Raw genomic sequence first — 16011 nt, 5'->3', positions numbered from 1 at the left:
TGCGGCCCGTGCGACAGCCTTTAACGGGGCAGTCCGGCCGCCCGCCCCCCACGCGTCGCGGGCGGCACGGGGCTCACGGGTCCAGGTCCTCGCCCGAGCGCGCGTCGAAGATCCGCATCGCCTCGGCCGTGACGGGTCCCGGCACGGCCTCGGCCGTCGTACGGTCGTCGACCCGGTGGACGGCCTGCACATCGCGCAGCGTGGAGGTCAGGAAGATCTCCTCGGCCTGCTCGAGCGCCTCGAAGGGCAGGTCCGTCTCCTTGGCCCCGGCCCACTCCACGACCAGGGCGCGGGTGATGCCGGCCAGGCAGCCGGAGGCGACGGGCGGCGTGTGCAGCTCCCCGTCGAGTACGACGAACACGTTGGAGCCGGTGCCCTCGCAGAGCCGCCCGACGGTGTTCGCGAACAGGGCCTCGGAGGCCCCGGCCCGGTGGGCGGCGGCCAGCGCGACGACGTTCTCCGCGTACGAGGTGGTCTTCAGGCCGGTCACGGCGGAGCGCTCGTTGCGGACCCAGGGCACGGTGATCACGGCGGTGGTGTCGGGCCGGCGGGCGGTCTCGCCGACGGCCACGACCAGGGTGGGGCCGGACTCGCCGCGGTCGGAGCCGAGCGGGGAGACGCCACCGGTGTACGTGATGCGCAGCCGGCCGAGCGGCATCGGGTTGGCCTCCATGACGGCCGCGCAGGCCCGGCGCACCTCGTCCAGGTCGGGGTCGGGCAGTCCGAGACCCCGGGCCGAGCGGGTCAGCCGGTCCAGATGCCGGGTGAGCGCGAAGGCCGTGCCGCGCTCCGCCTTCAGCGTCTCGAACACCCCGTCGCCCACGGTCAGCCCGTGGTCGAACACGGACACCTGTGCGCTGTCGGCGTCCCGCAGCGCGCCGTCGAGCCAGATCCTCACCGTACGATCCCTCCGCTCACCCAGGGGTACCAGTCACCTCATGGGCCCCTGACGCTACCCGCAGGAGCCGGGCGGCCTTCAGTTCGGTCTCGGCCCATTCGCGTTCGGGGTCGGAGCCCCAGGTGATGCCGGCGCCGGTGCCGAAGAGCAGGCGCGGGCCGCCCGGGCCCTGGCGGTCGATCCAGAAGGTGCGGATGCCGACGGCGAGCTCGGCCGTGCCTCGGTCGGCGTCGACCCATCCGATGCCCCCGCAGTAGGGGCCGCGGGGAGCGGTCTCGAGGGCCTCGATGATCCGCAGCGCGGAGGACTTGGGGGCGCCGGTGACGGAGCCGGGCGGGAAGGTGGCGGCGAGCAGCTCGGGCCAGCCGGCGCCGTCGGCGAGTTCGCCGCTGACGGTGGAGACGAGGTGGACCAGGCCCGGGTGCTCCTCGACGGCGCACAGTTCGGGGACGGCGACGGAGCCGGTGGCGCAGACCCGGCCGAGGTCGTTGCGTACGAGGTCCACGATCATCACGTTCTCGGCGTGGTCCTTGGGCAGAAGGTCCGCGGCGGTGCGGCCGGTGCCCTTGATGGGACCGGACTCGACGTGGCGGCCGGCCCGGCGCAGGTACAGCTCGGGGGACGCGGTGGCGATCTCGACGCCGTGGGCCGGGAGGCGAATCGTTCCTGCATACGGGGCCGGGTTGCCGCGCGCGAGCAGCGCCGTGAGAGCGTCGACGTCGGCGCGGTCCGGGTCGGGCAGCGGCGCGGACATCACACGGCAGAGGTTGGCCTGGTAGACCTCCCCCGCGGCGATGTACTCGCGGATGCGGCGTACGCCGGCCGTGTAGGCCGCGCGGTCCAGGGAGGAGGACCACCGGTCGGCGGCGGGGCCGCGCCAGGCCCCCGCGACGGGCGCCGGGACCGGGTCGGGGCGTATGTCGCCGAAGCGGGCGCAGACCAGACGCCCCTCGAAGTCTGCGGACACCGCCCAGAAGCCGGTGGAGTCGAGGGCGGAGGGGTCGCTGGTGACGTCTCGGAGGTCGGTCGCGAGGAGGCCGCCGAAGCGGGCCAGGGGGAGCAGGTCGTGCACGGCTGCGAGTCTATGACCGGTGACGCCGCGGCGCCGGTGAGGTGACCGGCGGTGATCGAGCGGCAGCACGCTGCGGAAACGCGTTTTTGAGCTGGCCCGGGAATCCGCTAGAGTTCAACACGTCGCCAGGGAGCGAAGGGGGAAAACCCCGGAGCGAACACGGTGACCTGCGGACGTAGCTCAGTTGGTAGAGCACCACCTTGCCAAGGTGGATGTCGCGAGTTCGAGTCTCGTCGTCCGCTCGAAGTGGGGGATCTTCCCGAGAACCCCTGCAGCTCCAGGTGGAGTGGCCGAGAGGCGAGGCAACGGCCTGCAAAGCCGTCTACACGGGTTCAAATCCCGTCTCCACCTCCAAGGACGATTAGCTCAGCGGGAGAGCGCTTCCCTGACACGGAAGAGGTCACTGGTTCAATCCCAGTATCGTCCACTGGTCCGCAAGGACCCCGCGCGATTAGCTCAGCGGGAGAGCGCTTCCCTGACACGGAAGAGGTCACTGGTTCAATCCCAGTATCGCGCACGCAGTATCTGCACCACCTTGCTCCACCTGCGGTTCCAACCGTGGTCCCGCGCGATTAGCTCAGCGGGAGAGCGCTTCCCTGACACGGAAGAGGTCACTGGTTCAATCCCAGTATCGCGCACCACCTCCGGAAGCCCCGGCCGTCTCGACGGCCGGGGCTTCTGCGTTGTGGAGGCGGCTCAGGAGGAGAAGAGCATCCGGCCGAAGCCGCCCTTGTGGTGGCCGTGGTGACCGTGGCCGTGCCCGCCGTGGTGCGGGGCACCCCAGGCGGGGGCGGGGGCGTGCGCGGCCGGGTAGGGGGCCGGCGGCGCGGCGGGCGGCGGGACCTGGCCGTACTGGCCGCCGGTGTACTGGGACTCCAGGCGGGTCAGCGCCTCCAGCTCGCCGTAGTCGAGGAAGATGCCGCGGCAGTTGCTGCACTGCTCGATCTGGACACCGTTGCGGTTGTAGGTGTGCATCATCGCGTGACACTTCGGACACTGCATGACCGGATCAGCTCCTCGCCGTCTGCTTCGACACCGGATGCATGCCCGGTGGCGTGAAGCTCACCCTACGACGGAGCCTGCGGCTCCAAGTCGGGCGGGAGGGTGGCGATTCGGGCGCAGGAGTCCACCATCAGCCGTTCCACGTCGTCGAGTCGGCGGTGGTTTTCTGCCGATTTGGCCAGGGCCAGGGCCGCGGTCTGTACGGTCAGCGCCCGGGCGGCGAGGTCCAGTTCCGGCCAGGGGTCGGAGCCGGCCGGCCCGGCCGCGGGGCCGCCTGCCGCGCGGTAGGAGTCGAGGAAGCGGACCCAGGTGCCGGTGTCGAGCAGCCCGGCGGCGTACCAGGCCGCGGGCCGGGCCAGGTCCCAGGCCGGAGTCCCGATCCCGAGGTCGTCGACGTCGATGAGCCGCCAGCCCCCGTCGGGTCCGGGGCCGCGGACCAACTGCCCGAGGTGCAGGTCCCCGTGGCACAGCGCCCCGCCCCGGGGCGCCGGCGCCTCCCCCCGCACCCAGGCGGGCAGGGTCCGCGCGGCGGCCCGTACGAGGTCGCCGGCGGGGCGGCCCTCGGCCGGGCTGGGCACGAGGGCGGGACCGGGACGGGATCCGGCGGATCCGGCCGAACCGGCCGAACCGGTGGCGGCGGGGGCGCCCACGGGCCCGGCCGCCGCTGCGGGACCGGCGCCGGCGGCACCGGCACCCCGGCCGGGAGCCGTCGCCCGCGCCAGGCGGCGCAGGGCCCGGGCCAGTTTGGCCGGGCCGCGCATCGGCGGCACCGGACCCGGCAGCCGGTGCACGGGCACCTGGTGCAGGGCCGCCAGCAGCCGGGCGGCCGCCTCCCACGGGGCGTCCTCGGGGCGCTCCGGGTCGACCGGGGCCCCGTACGGCCACAGGGACACGGGCCGGCCCCCGAGGTAGCCGACCTCGGGGCGCAGCGGGGCGAGCAGCACCCCGGCCAGCGCCTTGTCCGCGGCGATCCGCATCCGTACGGCGAGCCCTTCGCGGTCGCTGTCCCCGGCGTGCGCCTTGGCCACGATCTCGCCGCAGCGCACGACGGTCCCGTCCTCCCGCTCGGCGAGGAGTTCGTACGGGGCGTCCTGCCGCCCCGCGCCGGCGTACGCCGCGAGGGCGGCGGGCAGTGGCTCCTGGTTCATCGCGGCTCCACGGCTCCCGTCGCTGGCGTCTCGGGAGCAGGTTACGGAACTGCGGGACGGCATGAAAAAGGGTGCTGCCCGTCCGACTCCCCAGTCGGACGGGCAGCACCCTTCTCCTGCCGTCCGCCGCGCCCCCGTCCCCACGGGGTGCGACAGGCCGATGTCCCGGTCCGGGCCGCTCTCCCGGACCAGGGGCGCCGCTCAGCGCCCCAGCATCACGCCCACGGACGACGCCTGTACCGCCACCTGGTCGAATCCCCCGAAGAGGAAGAGCAGGAGGGCGGCCAGGGGGAGCACCATGGCCGCGGCCACCAGTGGGTGGCGCGTGCCGGACTCATGGCCGTTGAACGCGAATGCCTTGCGTCCCTGCCGGGCGATGTCCGCCATGGTCCTCTCCCTGTCGGTTGCAGCGGCGGGTCCGTGACCTCGGGGGACGAGTGCGCCACCCGCCGCTTGTCTTCAACACTAGGCGGGCGCACGGCCCCTGGCCTCCTGCCCGCGTACCCCTTCGCAGGCCTCCAGGAGGATGACGGGGCCACCCCTCGTGTACTCCCCTGGGTGGAGACCGCTCCCCCCTACTGGGGGTCTTCCCGGAGGGGATGACCGGAGGGTAGTGAGTTCGCTCACTTCCGTCACTCCCCGCGCATGCGTGTCCGCCTGCGGGGTACGGACGGGATCCGCTCGTCCGCCGGCCCGTCGCACCGACCCCCCGTCAGCCGTGCGCCCGGCGCACCACCCCTGCGGGCGCCTCAATCCCCTTGGCGCCAGGGCCGTTTGGCCGTACCGGCAAGTGCCGTACGGACAGGGGCCCGTGCGGGTGAGGAACCCTCAAGTGGGCTGTGCCGCACTGACCATCGAATCCTCCGGCGAGGGCGCGGCCTCTGAGCGCTCGTGGCGGATGGTCCGTAAGCTGTGGCACGTCAACAGGACGACCGGTCAGCGGGGTGGACATGGCGATGATGCGGCTCCGGCGCGAGGACCCGCGTGTCGTCGGCTCATTCAGACTGCACCGACGACTCGGTGCCGGCGGTATGGGCGTGGTCTACCTGGGGTCCGACCGGCGCGGCCAGCGTGTCGCCCTCAAGGTGATCCGGCCTGATCTGGCCGAGGACCAGGAGTTCCGTTCGCGCTTCGCGCGCGAGGTGTCCGCCGCCCGGCGGATCCGCGGCGGGTGCACCGCGCGCCTGGTGGCCGCGGATCTGGAGGCGGAGCGGCCGTGGTTCGCCACGCAGTACGTGCCCGGCCCGTCCCTGCACGACAAGGTGGCGGAGGAGGGGCCGCTCACGGCCGCGCAGATCGCCGCGATCGGTGCCGCGCTCTCCGAGGGACTGGTCGCCGTGCACGAGGCGGGGGTCGTCCACCGCGACCTCAAGCCCTCGAACATTCTTCTGTCGCCCAAGGGTCCCCGGATCATCGACTTCGGGATCGCCTGGGCCACCGGTGCGAGCACCCTCACCCACGTGGGCACGGCCGTCGGCTCCCCCGGCTTCCTCGCGCCCGAACAGGTGCGCGGGGCGGCCGTCACCCCGGCCACCGACGTCTTCGCGCTGGGCGCCACCCTCGCCTACGCGGCGACCGCCGACTCGCCCTTCGGCCACGGCAGTTCCGAGGTCATGCTGTACCGCGTGGTGCACGAGGAGCCGCATCTGGTCGGGGTCCCGGACGCGCTCGCGCCCCTCGTACAGGCCTGCCTGGCCAAGGATCCCGAGGAGCGGCCCAGCACGCTGCAGCTGTCGATGCGGCTGAAGGAGATCGCGGCCCGCGAGGCGCAGGGGCTGTCCGACGGGCGCCCGCCGGTGCAGCGCGCACGGACCGAGCGGCCCACCGGACGGCCGGCGGAGCGGGCCGATGCGTACGCCGACCAGCACACGGAGCGCCGTACGGGCGGCACGCCCGTGCCCCAGGCGCCGAACCAGGGACAGGGCCGGGGCCAGGGCCCGGACAGCGGGCCGCACTCCCGTCCCTCCGGCGCACGGCTTTCGTCCTCGCGGCCCTCGTCCTCGCGGAACCCGGGCGGTCCGTCCTCCCGGCCGACGGCGGGGCGTACGGGCGGCCGCCCGGCCCCGCGTACGACGGGCACGGGCCGGCGGTCGTCGCGGCCGGACCCCAGACTGATGCGGCAGCGGCTGATCGTGTTCGTCGTGGTGACGCTGATCGTCGCGCTGGGCATCGCCGCCGCCCAGAAGTTCTGAGGTTCTGGGGTTCTGGAGTTCTGAGGTCCTAGAGCTCCGGCGGGAACGACCCCGGGGACTGGGGCGGGCGGGTCGCGTAGAAGGCGACCGCCGAGGCCGCGGCCACGTTCAGCGAGTCGATCCCCTCGGCCATCGGGATGCGGACCCACTCGTCGGCGGCCCGCAGCGCGTACGTGGACAGGCCGTGCCCCTCGGAGCCGAGCATGATCGCGGAGCGCTCGAAGCGCTCCGGCGGGACCTGGTCCAGCGGCGTGGCCTTCGGGCTCGGCGTCATGGCCAGGATCCGGTAGCCCGCCTCGCGGACCTTCTCGAGGTCCGCGGGCCACTTGTCGAGGCGCCCGTACGGCACCGAGAACACCGATCCCATCGAGACCTTGATGGCGCGCCGGTAGAGCGGGTCCGCGCAGTCCGGGGAGAGCAGTATCGCGCCGATGCCGAGGGCGGCGGCGCTGCGGAACGCGGCGCCCAGGTTGGCGTGGTCGACGAAGCCCTCGAAGACGGCGATCCGGCCGCCCGCCCCCTCCCCCGCGAGCAGCTCGTCGGCGGTCGGGAGCGGCTTGCGCTGCATCGAGGCGAGGGCGCCGCGGTGCACGTGGTAGCCGGTGACGCGTTCGGCGAGCTCCGGGGTGACCGCATAGACCGGCGCCGGGAGCTCGTCGATGACGTCGCGCATGACGTCGACCCACTTCGCGGAGAGCAGCATCGAACGCATCTCGTACCCGGCGTCCTTGGCGCGTCTGATGACCTTCTCGCCCTCGGCGATGAACAGGCCTTCTTCGGGCTCGCGCCGGCGCCGCAGTTCGACGTCGGTCAGGCCCGTGTAGTCGCGCAGGCGGGGATCGTCGGGGTCTTCGACGGTGATGAGATCAGCCACAGGGTGATACTGCCTTGTCCGGGGTGTGGTGCCAACGGCCCTGCCGGGCGCGGGCGCTTCAGGCGGTGGGGGTACGGACGTTGACGACCTCGCCGATCACGATGACCGCGGGCGGGCGGATCTCCTCCGCCCGTACGGTCTCGCCGACGGTGGCGAGGGTGGCGTCGACGCGGCGCTGCGTGGCGGTGGTGCCCTCCTGGACGACCGCGACCGGGGTGTCGGCGGAGCGGCCGTGCCGGACCAGGGCGTCGGCGATCAGGCCGATCTTGTCGACGCCCATCAGGATCACCAGGGTGCCGGTGAGCTTGGCGAGGGAGGCCCAGTCCACGAGGGAACGCGGGTCTTCAGGGCCGACGTGGCCGCTGACCACGGTGAACTCGTGCGCCACGCCGCGGTGGGTGACCGGGATGCCGACGGCGCCGGGCACCGAGATGGAGCTGGAGATGCCGGGGACGACGGTGCAGGGGATGCCGGCCTCGGCGAGCGCCTGGAGCTCCTCCATGCCGCGGCCGAAGACGTACGGGTCCCCGCCCTTGAGCCGGACCACGGCCTTGCCGGCCTTGGCGTGCTCGATCAGGGCGTTGTTGATGGCCTCCTGGGCCATGTACCGGCCGTACGGGATCTTCGCGGCGTCGATGACCTCGACGTGCGGCGGGAGTTCGTCGAGCAGGTCGCGGGGGCCGAGCCGGTCGGCGATGACGACGTCGGCCTCGGCGAGGAGGCGGCGCCCGCGGACGGTGATGAGGTCCGGGTCGCCGGGGCCGCCGCCGACGAGGGAGACACCCGGGGTGCGGGTGCGGGCCGTGGCGAGGGAGCCGTCGCGCAGCCCCTCGACGACGGCGTCGCGGACGGCGGCGGAGCGGCGGGGGTCGTTGCCGCTGAGGACGGCGACGGTCACGCCCTCGACGCGGCCGGTGGCCGGGGTCCAGGCGGTGGCCGCATCGGCGTCGTCGGCGCGCACGCACCAGACCCGGCGGCTCTCGGCCTCGGCGGAGGCCGCGTCGTTGGCGGCCCGGTCGCGGGTCGCGATCAGCGCGTACCAGGCGCCGTCGAGATCACCGTCCTGGTAGCGGCGGCGCTCCCAGCGGATCTCGCCGGTCTCGGCCATGGCGTCCACGGAGGGGGTGGCGGAGGGGGAGATCAGCAGGACGTCGGCGCCGGCCGCGACGAGCGCGGGCAGCCGGCGTTGCGCGACCTGTCCGCCGCCGATGACGACGACGCGGCGGCCGGCGAGGCGGAGTCCTACGGGGTAGGCGGGGCTGTCGGCCATGGCGGGGGCTGCTCCTGAGGGCGACGGGGAGGCGAGCCGCTACGGCAGTGGAGCGGCGGATGGCTGAGCTGTAGTGCGGTACTGAGGGTCCAAGATACGTCCCCACCTGCGCGGCAGCACGCCCCGGGGTCCGCAGCGGCCCCGGCGGTCCACCCCGCCTGCGGGGAGCCGGCCCGGCCGTCCGCGTCGGGGCGGCTCGAAGCCGGGTCGTCCGGGCCTGCCGGCCAGGGGGTGTCCGGCCTGTCCGACCTGATCCGACGGACGCCCGCTACCGCGCAGCGAGCGGGCCGACGGCGACGCGGGCCACCCGGGACTCCTCCTTCACCAGACCGTAGCGGTCCGCGCTCTCCACGGGCGGGGCGACGTTCCCGTCCGCGTCGAGCGGGGAGATCACGGCTTCGATCTCGCAATTGTTTCCGCCCGGCTCCATGGACCACCACAGGGTGACGTACCTCGGCCGACGGGTCACGTTGACCAGGTTGTTGTTGTGGTCGATGCGCCCGCGGAAGACCACGCAGTCGCCATCGGACCCGGGCGGGCAATGAGCGGCCGGCGCGCCCGCCATCGCCCAGGAGAAGGCAGCAGCACGGCGCAGGCGAGCAGACCCGCCACCAGCACGCCGGCCGTCAGCCGCCTGCGCAGAGGCCTGTCCGGCCAGCACTCCGCGTCGCCGCCCTCCCAGCGGACGGATCCCTGGCCGGCGAGGTCCGGGCCCGGCAGGAGTCGGGCGCGCCGCAGCATTCGGCGCAGTTCCCCGGGCGACCAGACGCTGCCCAGGGTCCGGCTGCCCTCGGTGACCGTGCAGGCCCCGGGCGTCCGGGGCGTGCACGACCACGGGGGGTCTGGTACCCGTCATGGGACCAGGCTTGCCGTGCCCGCCGTGCCCGCCGTGCCCCGCACCGCGGGCTACGCCACCCAGGCCAAGCCGGTGCGGGACGGCGGGTCCCGCCTGCTACTTCTCTGTGACGCCCGCCGAGTCGAAGGTGGCCACCTCGTGCATCGCGCGGGCCGCGCTCTGGACCAGCGGGAGGGCCAGGAGGGCGCCCGTGCCCTCGCCGAGGCGCAGGTCCAGGTCCACCAGCGGGCGCAGGCCGAGCTTGTTCAGGGCCGCCACGTGCCCCGGCTCCGCGCTGCGGTGGCCCGCGATGCACGCCGAGAGGGACTCGGGGGCGATGGCCCGGGCCACCAGGGCCGCCGCGCCCGCGCTCACACCGTCCAGGATGACGGGGGTGCGCAGGGACGCCCCGCCGAGGAGCAGGCCGACGATGGCCGCGTGCTCCAGGCCGCCGATCGCCGCCAGGACGCCGATCGGGTCCGCCGGGTCCGGCTGGTGGAGCTCCAGTGCGCGGCGGACGACCTCGACCTTGCGGGCGTGCGTCTCGTCGTTGATGCCCGTGCCGCGGCCCGTCACCTCCGCCGGGTCGACCCCGGTGAAGACCGAGATCAGGGCTGCGGAGACCGTCGTGTTCGCGATGCCCATCTCGCCGGTCAGCAGGGCCTTGTTGCCTGCGGCGACGAGGTCGCGGGCCGTCTCGATGCCCACCTCGATGGCCGCGATCGCCTCCTCGCGGGTCATCGCCGGGCCCGTGGAGAGGTCGGCCGTACCCGGGCGGACCTTGCGCGGGAGCAGGCCCGGGGTGGCGGGAAGGTCGCCGGCCACGCCGACGTCGATGACACAGACCTCGGCGCCCACCTGGTTCGCGAACGCGTTGCAGACCGCGCCGCCGCCCAGGAAGTTGGCGACCATCTGCGTGGTGACCTCCTGGGGCCACGGGGTGACGCCCTGGGCGTGGACCCCGTGGTCGCCCGCGAAGATCGCGACCGCGGCCGGCTCCGGGATCGGCGGCGGGCAGACCCGGGAGAGGCCGGACAGCTGGGCGGAGATGATTTCGAGCATGCCCAGGGCCCCGGCGGGCTTGGTCATGCGCTTCTGGCGCTCCCAGGCCTCGCCCAGCGCCTTCGCGTCGAGCGGGCGGATGCCGGCGACCGTCTCCGAGAGCAGGTCGTGCGGCTCCTCGCCGGGCAGCGCGCGGCGGCCGTACGTCTCCTCGTGCACGACCCAGGCCAGCGGCCGGCGCTGCGACCAGCCGGCGTGCGCCAGCTCGGGCTCCTCCGGGAACTCGTCGACGTAGCCGACGCACAGGTACGCGACGACCTCGAGGTGCTCCGGCAGGCCGAGCTCGCGGACCATCTCGCGCTCGTCGAAGAAGCTGACCCAGCCGACGCCGAGGCCCTCGGCGCGCGCGGCGAGCCAGAGGTTCTCGACGGCGAGGGCCGAGGAGTACGGGGCCATCTGCGGCTGGGTGTGCCGGCCGAGGGTGTGGCGGCCGCCGCGGGTGGGGTCGGCGGTGACGACGATGTTCACCGGGGTGTCGAGGATGGCCTCGATCTTGAGTTCCTTGAACTGCTTCGCCCGGCTCTTGGGCAGCGACTTCGCGTAGGCCTCGCGCTGGCGCTGGGCGAGCTCGTGCATCGTCCGGCGGGTCTCGGCCGAGCGGATGACGACGAAGTCCCAGGGCTGGGAGTGGCCCACGCTGGGCGCGTGGTGCGCGGCCTCCAGGACGCGGAGCAGCACCTCGTGCGGGATCGGGTCGGTACGGAAGCCGTTGCGGATGTCGCGGCGTTCGCGGATGACGCGCAGGACGGCCTCGCGCTCGGCGTCGGCGTACGCGGGGGCCGCTTCACCGGCGGAGGGCTCCACGAGGGGCTCGGGCGCGGCCTCGGCGACCGGCTCGGCGACTGCGTCGGCCTCGGGCTCGGCAGGCGGCGCGGGGGTCGGCTCGGGAACGGCTTCGGGCTCCACCTGTGCGACGGCCTCGGGTGCCGACTCCGGTACGGCTTCCGGCGCGACGGGGGCCGCGAGGGCCTCGGGAGCGGCCGGCTCCTCGGCGGCGGGCTCCTCGGCGGCGGGCTCGACGGCCTCGGGGGCCTGCGCCACCGTTTCCACAGCCGGGGCCTGCGACTCCGGCGCGGCGGCCGCCGCCTCCACGGCTGCTTCCGCCACCGGTACGTCCGCGGGCGCGGCCTCGGCCACGACCGGCTCCGGCGCGGGCTCGGCGGCGGGCGCCGCCGGGGCCTCGACGGGCTCCGCGGCAGCAGGCGCAGGCGTCTCGGCGACGGGCTCCGGCGCGGTCTCCACGACCGGCGCGGGCTCCGGGACGGCGACCGGCTCCGGCTGAGGGACTTCCGGGGCCTCGGGGACCTCGGCGGCCACGGGTGCCACCGGCTCGGGTGCCACGACGGGCTCGGGGACCGCGGCCGGCTCGGCGGCCACCACCGGCTCCGAGGCCACCACGGGCTCCGGCGCCACCGCGGACTCGGCGGCGACCACAGGCTCCGGAGCCGCCACGGGCGCCGGCTCCGCCGTCCACGGCTCGCCGGCCTGCGGCGGGGTCTCGCCCGTCTGCGGCGCGGCCGGTACGGCGGCGGCCTCGGGGCGCGGGACGTCCAGGTACTCGGGGCCCACGGTCGGCGGACCGGCCACCTGCACCGGAATCGGCGCCACGGGCGCAGTCACGGCAGGGGCGGCGACGGGCGCGGCAGGGGCGACGGCCGCCGGGGCGGCCACGGGAGCCGCCGCCGGACCCCGGTCGGCGAGCGAGCGTACGACTCCGCCGGTGGCCTCGGGCACGGGCGGACCCATGTGCAGCGGCCGACGGGCGGGCATGGCCTGGGCGACGGGCGCGGCCAAAGCCACCGGGGCGGGCGCCTGCGGCGGGACCACGAGGCCGCCGAGGTCGAGGGCGCCGGAGTCCCGGCCGCCGGCCTCGTGCGCACCCGCGCTGTACGAGACGTCGCCGTACGAGGGGTCGGGGAACGAGGGCTGTGGGGGGAACGCGGGCTCCGCGTACCCGGGCTGGGCGTCGGGGTACTCCGCGTACGGGGCATCGCCGTACGAGGCCTCGACGGGGAAGACCGGCGCCGGCGGGACGACCTGCGGGTCGCTCCACGCACCCTGGCCGCTCGGCATCAGCAGCAGTTCCTCGTCCTCCGGCTCGGCCGGGTTGTCCACGAGGTCCTGGAAGGCGTAGCCGCCCTGGACGGGAGCGGGGACGGGGCCCGGGTTCTGGACCGGAGCGGGAATGCCCTGCTGATCCACCATGCCCGCGTTGTCCGGGAGACCCTCGCCCGGTACCTGGCCGGTGTCAGTCATGCGTACCCCTCGCCCATCGGTTGTGCCTCTTCGATCGCCCGGTCGCCCACGAGGCCGCCGGGCGGCGGTGCCGTGCGGGGTTGCCGTGCGATGCGCCTCGTCTCCCGCACACCCTGCGCGACAACCAGTAAGCATTGTCGCGCCCGTTAGCCACCACGGCAGCCATAACTGCCATGGTCCGCTGTGGACTGCGCCACGTCGCGCATCGGGCGGTGCCGTCACCCCCGACACAGCAGGGCGGTACGACGATCGGCCAGCCTACCGCGGGGTCTGGTCTAACGATTCACGGGGCGTTCGGCTGCCAGGAGGAACACCACGGAACGGTCCTGTTCACCCCACGTACTGGTGTCCAGGCCCACGGACTGGAGGAGCGCGCACTCGACGGTGTAGCCGCCCTCGGTGAGCGCACGGCCGATCGCCTCCGCCTCGTCGCGGGTGGAGGCGTGGCTGACGATCCGTTCGGGGCGGCGGTCGGCGACGGCCCGGGCGGCCTCGGCTCCGCCGCCGCCGATGCGGACGACGTCGGGTTCGGGGAGGTCTTCCAGTACGTGCGGTGCGCGGCCGGCGACGACCTGGAGCTGCACTCCCCGCTTGCGGGCGGCGGCAGTTGCGCGTTCGCAGGCGCGCGGGTCGGCGTCCACCGCGATGACGGCGGCGCCGAACGCGGCGGCCTCCACGGCGAAGGCGCCGGAGCCGGTGCCGATGTCCCAGACGAGGTCTCCGGTGCGCGGGCCGATGCGGGCGAGCTGGGCGGCGCGCAGCAGGGCGGACTCGCCTTCCCCGGCGTCGGCCAGGGGGCGGGCCCAGCCGCGGACGCCGGCCTGGGCGGGGCTCTGGCCGAGCAGCCAGGCCGGTTCGGCGGTGGCGGAAGAGGAGGAGAGGGAGGAGGCCTGTCCGCCGATGACGATGACGACGTTGGGGTCGCGCCAGCTGTGGTCGGCGGCCCGGTCGGAGGTCAGGACGGTCACCTGTTCCTTGGCGGTGCCGAGCTCCTCGCAGATGACGAAGGTGCGGTGGACCCCGCCGAGCAGGAGGGCGAGTTCGGCGGGGCCGGCGCCGGGCGAGGTGAGGACGGCGACCTTGGCGTGGGCGCGGCAGACATTGACGGCGCGGCGCAGGGTGCGGGGGTGGGCGACGACCACTTGGGCGTCGTCCCAGGGCATGCCGGCGCGGGCGAAGGCGGCGGCGACGGAGGAGACGGCGGGGACGACCTCGACCTCGAGACCGTGCTCCGGGGCGCGCAGAGTGCGTACGGCTCCGAAGAAGCCGGGGTCCCCGTCGGCGAAGACGACGGCGGTGCCGCGGTGGCCGGCGATGCGGCGGGCGGCGAGGCCGAGGCTGCCCAGGCGGATGCGTTCGGCGGTGGGCGGGACCTCGGGGAGTGCGAGGTGGTGCGCGGCGCCGGCCACGAGGGTGGCTGCGGAGAGCGCGGACCGGGCGGCCGCGGTCAGGGGCGAGCCGTCCCAGCCGATCACCGTGACCCGGTCGGCCATCGTCGTCAGTCTCCTGGGGTGGGGGCGGGCGAGGTTTCGTCGGCAGGGGCGCGCACGGTGAGACTACCTGGTCATCGGGTCAGCTCCAGTCGGCGCCGACGGCGTAGCCGCTCGCGTCCGCCTGCGCTCCGGGGCCGTATCCGTAGTCGTCGTGGCCGCCGTAGCCGTTGTAGCCGTCCGAGTCCCCCGCGTACTCGATGTCCTCCGGGATGAGGCTCCAGACGATGAGGTCGGTGCGGGTGTCCGCCCAGGAGCCGTCGGGGTTCTGGGTGCGCACTGTCCATGCGTTGCGCAGGACGCCTTCGCTGATGCAGCCGATCTTCTGGGCGACCTGCTGCGAGGCGGTGTTGTCGGCGGCGGTGCGCAGTTCGAGGCGTTCGAAGCCCTGGTCGCGGAAGAGCCACTGGGCGACGGCGAGTACGGACTCGCTGGCGTAGCCCTCGCCGCGGGCCCAGGGGGCGGTGACGTAGCCGACCTCGGTGCTGCGGGTGCGCCAATTGGTGTTCTGCAGGTGCACGATGCCGACGAGGCGCTGGGTGAGGAACTCGGCGACGGCGAAGACGATGCCCCTGCCCTCGGTGCGCTCCGCGTGGGAGTCCCGGGTGGCCCAGGCCTGCGCGTCGGCCTGGGTGTAGGGGTGCGGTACGGAGGTCCATGCGGTGACGTGCTCGTCGTTCATCATCTCGGCGAGCGCGGTGACGTCCTCCCCGTCGAAGGGGCGCAGCACCAGCCGGTCCGTGCTGATGGTGACGTCCGGGAAGGTGGTAGTCATGCGCAGCTCCATGCCGTTGCTGGACCGTTTGTGCGGGTCGTAGGCACAGCATGCAGCATCGGCGGCGGGATGTGGCGGCCGGGTTGCCCGGAAGCGGGCAGCGTTCGGCCCCGCACACCCACCGGGGGCGTACGGGGCCGGACGGCCGGGACGATCAGGCCTTCGGGGCGCCGAAGGCGGGGACGACCGAGCCCTGGTACTTGTCCTCGATGAACTTCTTGACCTCGTCGGAGTTGAGGAGCTTGGCGAGCTTCTCGATCCGCGGGTCCTTCTCGTTGCCGGCCTTCACCGCGAGGAAGTTGGCGTACGGGTTGCCCTCGGCCTTCTCCAGGACCAGCGCGTCCTTGGCGGGCGCGAGCTTGGCCTCGAGGGCGTAGTTGCCGTTGATGACCGCAGCGTCCACGTCGTTCAGGGCGCGCGGGACCGTGGCGGCCTCCAGCTCCTTGAACTCCAGGCCCTTCTTGTCGGTGATGTCGGACAGCTTGGCGCCGGTGCCGACACCTTCCTTGAGGGTGATCAGGTTGTTCGCGGCGAGCAGTTGGAGCGCGCGGCCCTCGTTGGTGGTGTCGTTGGGGACGGCGATGGTCTGGCCGGCCTTGATGTCGGTGAGGGCCTTGACCTTCTTGGAGTAGAGGCCGAGGGGCTCCAGGTGCACGTCCACGACGGGCACGACGTGGGTGCCGTTCTTCTTGTTGAAGTCGTCGAGGTACGGCTTGTGCTGGAAGTAGTTGCCGTCGACCTGGCCCTGCTCGGTGGCGGTGTTGGGGAGCACGTAGTCCGTGAACTCCTTCACCTCCAGCTTGAGGCCCTCCTTGGCCGCGAGCTTGTCCTTGACGAAGTTCAGGACGTCGGCGTGGGGGCTCGGGGAGGCCGCGATGACGAGCGGCTTGCTCTCGTCGGCCTTGCCGCCGTCGGCCTTGGTGGAGGACGGGTCCGAGGAGCTGCCGCAGGCCGTGAGGCCGAGGGCGAGCGCGGCGGAGGCGGCGGTGAGGGCGGTGGCCTTGATGTTCTTACGCACGAAGAGTGCCTTTCATTGCGGTGCAAGTGCGCAGGTCGTGCGCGGTTCTTGCGGGTGGTGGCGGCCCAAGCACGACAAGTGCGGGCTTTGTGGGGTGGAGAGATGTGGGGAGCGGTCCG

Annotated in this window: 13 protein-coding genes and 5 tRNA genes; 6 read left to right on the top strand and 12 right to left on the bottom strand. The window is 73.9% G+C overall.

The annotated features are described in order from the left end of the window. Positions 1 to 73: 73 nt before the first annotated feature. Positions 74 to 898, bottom strand: a complete 825-nt coding sequence (locus IF09_RS0111230) for an aminotransferase class IV (protein WP_030294488.1) — start codon at positions 896 to 898, stop codon at positions 74 to 76. Between the two features lie 16 nt (positions 899 to 914). Continuing rightward, on the bottom strand, positions 915 to 1970 hold the full coding sequence (locus IF09_RS0111225) for a chorismate-binding protein (protein ID WP_030294487.1): 1056 nt from the start codon (positions 1968 to 1970) through the stop codon (positions 915 to 917). 169 nt (positions 1971 to 2139) lie between these two features. Here IF09_RS0111225 and IF09_RS0111220 point away from each other — a divergent pair. The 5 genes from IF09_RS0111220 (at position 2140) to IF09_RS0111200 (ending at position 2611) form a co-directional block, all read left to right on the top strand. Continuing rightward, positions 2140 to 2212 (top strand) — tRNA-Gly (locus IF09_RS0111220). Between the two features lie 38 nt (positions 2213 to 2250). Next, positions 2251 to 2324: transfer RNA gene (locus IF09_RS0111215), tRNA-Cys, on the top strand. Between the two features lies 1 nt (position 2325). Continuing rightward, positions 2326 to 2397: transfer RNA gene (locus tag IF09_RS0111210), tRNA-Val, on the top strand. A gap of 18 nt (positions 2398 to 2415) precedes the next feature. Continuing rightward, positions 2416 to 2487: transfer RNA gene (locus tag IF09_RS0111205), tRNA-Val, on the top strand. 49 nt (positions 2488 to 2536) lie between these two features. Further along, positions 2537 to 2611, top strand: a tRNA-Val gene (locus IF09_RS0111200). A gap of 55 nt (positions 2612 to 2666) precedes the next feature. Here IF09_RS0111200 and IF09_RS0111195 read toward each other — a convergent pair. From IF09_RS0111195 to IF09_RS0111180, 3 genes are all read right to left on the bottom strand, one after another. Then, positions 2667 to 2972 carry a zf-TFIIB domain-containing protein gene (locus tag IF09_RS0111195; protein ID WP_030157333.1) on the bottom strand — a complete coding sequence of 102 codons (306 nt, stop codon included), beginning with the start codon at positions 2970 to 2972 and terminating at the stop codon, positions 2667 to 2669. A gap of 65 nt (positions 2973 to 3037) precedes the next feature. Beyond that, positions 3038 to 4120, bottom strand: coding sequence for a phosphotransferase family protein (locus tag IF09_RS40075; RefSeq protein WP_037634565.1), 1083 nt, complete (start codon positions 4118 to 4120; stop codon positions 3038 to 3040). Positions 4121 to 4321: 201 nt separating this feature from the next. Then, the gene (locus IF09_RS0111180) at positions 4322 to 4507 is read right to left on the bottom strand and encodes a hypothetical protein (protein WP_030294485.1); all 186 of its coding nucleotides are present in this window, start codon (positions 4505 to 4507) and stop codon (positions 4322 to 4324) included. Between the two features lie 557 nt (positions 4508 to 5064). Between IF09_RS0111180 and IF09_RS0111175 the strand changes: the two genes are divergently transcribed. Next, positions 5065 to 6312: a serine/threonine-protein kinase gene (locus tag IF09_RS0111175; protein ID WP_418953035.1), complete on the top strand. Its 1248-nt coding sequence runs from the start codon at positions 5065 to 5067 to the stop codon at positions 6310 to 6312. Between the two features lie 28 nt (positions 6313 to 6340). Here the strand turns inward: IF09_RS0111175 and IF09_RS0111170 are convergent, their stop codons facing one another. The 7 genes from IF09_RS0111170 to IF09_RS0111140 form a co-directional block, all read right to left on the bottom strand. Then, positions 6341 to 7186, bottom strand: a complete 846-nt coding sequence (locus tag IF09_RS0111170; RefSeq protein ID WP_030294482.1) for a TrmH family RNA methyltransferase — start codon at positions 7184 to 7186, stop codon at positions 6341 to 6343. Between the two features lie 58 nt (positions 7187 to 7244). Then, the gene (gene cobA / locus IF09_RS0111165) at positions 7245 to 8456 is read right to left on the bottom strand and encodes a uroporphyrinogen-III C-methyltransferase (RefSeq protein WP_030294480.1); all 1212 of its coding nucleotides are present in this window, start codon (positions 8454 to 8456) and stop codon (positions 7245 to 7247) included. 268 nt (positions 8457 to 8724) lie between these two features. Then, a complete protein-coding gene (locus IF09_RS0111160; protein ID WP_030294478.1) occupies positions 8725 to 8970 on the bottom strand; it encodes a hypothetical protein in 246 nt (81 codons plus the stop codon). Between the two features lie 438 nt (positions 8971 to 9408). Next, on the bottom strand, positions 9409 to 12609 hold the full coding sequence (gene cobT / locus IF09_RS0111155) for a nicotinate-nucleotide--dimethylbenzimidazole phosphoribosyltransferase (protein WP_030294476.1): 3201 nt from the start codon (positions 12607 to 12609) through the stop codon (positions 9409 to 9411). Between the two features lie 275 nt (positions 12610 to 12884). Then, entirely contained in the window at positions 12885 to 14102 is a 1218-nt protein-coding gene (cbiE, locus tag IF09_RS0111150; RefSeq protein ID WP_030294474.1) for a precorrin-6y C5,15-methyltransferase (decarboxylating) subunit CbiE, read from the bottom strand. Positions 14103 to 14181: 79 nt separating this feature from the next. Continuing rightward, positions 14182 to 14874 carry a GNAT family N-acetyltransferase gene (locus IF09_RS0111145; RefSeq protein WP_037634562.1) on the bottom strand — a complete coding sequence of 231 codons (693 nt, stop codon included), beginning with the start codon at positions 14872 to 14874 and terminating at the stop codon, positions 14182 to 14184. A 154-nt stretch (positions 14875 to 15028) separates the two neighbouring features. Then, on the bottom strand, positions 15029 to 15892 hold the full coding sequence (locus IF09_RS0111140) for a MetQ/NlpA family ABC transporter substrate-binding protein (RefSeq protein WP_030294470.1): 864 nt from the start codon (positions 15890 to 15892) through the stop codon (positions 15029 to 15031). Positions 15893 to 16011: the final 119 nt, after the last annotated feature.

The sequence above is a fragment of the Streptomyces katrae genome, assembly GCF_000717655.1.
Lineage (GTDB): Bacteria > Actinomycetota > Actinomycetes > Streptomycetales > Streptomycetaceae > Streptomyces > Streptomyces katrae_B.
The sequence above is the reverse complement of the archived record's forward strand: the minus strand, read 5'-3'. Positions and strand labels throughout refer to the sequence as shown.